This window comes from Rathayibacter sp. AY1E8, assembly GCF_002931415.1.
Taxonomy (GTDB): Bacteria; Actinomycetota; Actinomycetes; order Actinomycetales; family Microbacteriaceae; genus Rathayibacter.
Map to the genome: position 1 here is coordinate 1 of NZ_PSVI01000110.1, position 1,870 is coordinate 1,870.

Here is a 1,870-nt window from a genome sequence, read left to right on the forward strand (position 1 = left end):
GGCGCGCTCCTCCTCCTGGCCCCCCGCATCCTCTTCTCCCGCCCGCACTCCGCACGACAGGAACGAGCACCCATGACGCTGTCCACTCCTCAGACCGCCTACGCCTCCGCCAAGCTCCAGGGCACCGGAGTGGGACGCGGGCTGGCCCTCGGGCCGGTCCTGCGCATGCCGGAGCCGCTGCCCGAACCCGAGGACACCGCCAGCACCCGCAGCGTCGCCCAGGAGGAGGAGCGCGCCGTCTCGTCGCTCTCCGCCACCGCCGCGACGATCCGCCACCGAGGCGAGCGGGCCGGCGGCTCGGCGAAGGACGTCCTCGACGCCCAGGCCCTGATGGCCGAGGACCCGTCCCTCGCGGACGACGTCAAGGCGCGGATCGCCGGGGGCAAGACCGCGGAGCGCGCCGTGCACGAGGCCTTCGCCGGCTTCCGCGACCTGCTCGTGGCGATGGGCGGCTACATGGCCGAGCGCGCGACCGACCTCGACGACGTCTCGCAGCGCGTCGTGGCGCACCTGCGCGGCGTCGCCGCTCCCGGCGTCCCCGAGTCGGACGAGCCGTTCGTGCTCGTCGCCCGCGACCTCGCTCCGGCCGACACGGCGCTGCTCGACCTCGAGAAGGTCCTCGGCCTGATCACCAGCGACGGTGGACCGACCTCGCACACGGCGATCCTCGCCCGGGAGAAGTCGATCACCGCCATCGTCGGCACCACCGGCGCCCTCGACCTGCGGGACGGCCAGCTCGTCATCCTCGACGCCACCTCCGGCGTCGTGACGGTGAACCCCTCGGACGCCGAGATCGGCGCCGCGAAGTCCTCGATCGCCGAGCGCGCCGAGATGCTCGCCGCACCGGTCGTCCCCGGCGCGCTGGCCGACGGCCACGCCGTGCCGCTGCTCGCGAACCTCGGCTCGGCCGACGGCGCTGCGAACGCGGTCGAGCTCGGCGCCGAGGGAGTGGGGCTGTTCCGCACCGAGTTCCTCTTCCTCGACGCGAAGGAGGCGCCCTCGGTCGCCGAGCAGGCGGAGCAGTACACGCGCCTGCTCGCCGCGTTCCCCGGCCGCAAGGTCGTCGTCCGCGCGCTCGACGCCGGCGCCGACAAGCCGCTGAGCTTCCTCAACGACGACCACGAGGAGAACCCGGCCCTCGGTCTCCGCGGACTGCGCGCCCTCCGCGCCAGCGAGCAGATCCTCCGCGACCAGCTCACCGCCCTCGCCCAAGCCGATGCCGCGACCGACGCCGACCTCTGGGTCATGGCGCCGATGGTCGCGACCGTGGACGAGACCCGCTACTTCACCTCGATGGCGCGGGAGCTCGGCATCCGCACCGCCGGAGTGATGGTGGAGGTCCCCTCCTCCGCCTTGCTCGCCGACCGCATCCTCGGAGTCGCGGACTTCGCCTCGATCGGCACCAACGACCTGACCCAGTACACGCTCGCCGCCGACCGCATGCTCGGCACGGTCTCGGCGTTCCAGGACCCGTGGCACCCGGCCGTGCTCCGCCTCGTCGGCGAGGTCGGCCGCGCGGGAGCGGCGCTGGGCAAGCCCGTCGGGATCTGCGGAGAAGCCGCCGCCGACCCGCTGCTCGCCGTGGTCCTCGTCGGCCTCGGCGCCACCACCCTCTCGATGTCGCCGTCGGCTCTCGCCGACGTCCGCGCCGAGCTGGCCGAGCACACCCTCGAGGACGCCAAGCGGTACGCGGAGCTCGCTCTCGCCGCCGACAGCGCCGCCGACGCCCGCTCCGCGGTCACCGAGGCGATCGCCGCCTCCTGATCCCGGATCACCAGCCCCACCCCCTGCACCACCCCGCCACTCGGGAGCCGGGACGCCTCAGGAGCGTCCCGGCTCCCGAGTGGCGGGGTGGTGCAGGGGGTGGGGC

The 1,870-nt window shown here is 74.4% G+C and carries 1 protein-coding gene; it reads left to right on the forward strand.

Features of this window, described 5'->3' with window-relative positions:
• Positions 1-165: 165 nt before the first annotated feature.
• A complete protein-coding gene (ptsP, locus tag C5C74_RS16815) occupies positions 166-1,764 on the forward strand; it encodes a phosphoenolpyruvate--protein phosphotransferase (protein WP_258069271.1) in 1,599 nt (532 codons plus the stop codon).
• Positions 1,765-1,870: the final 106 nt, after the last annotated feature.

Bases quoted from the DNA above. Each gene is read 5' to 3' on its own strand.
- ptsP (WP_258069271.1), top strand. From the start codon at position 166: ATGCCGGAGCCGCTGCCCGAACCCGAGGACACCGCCAGCACCCGCAGC.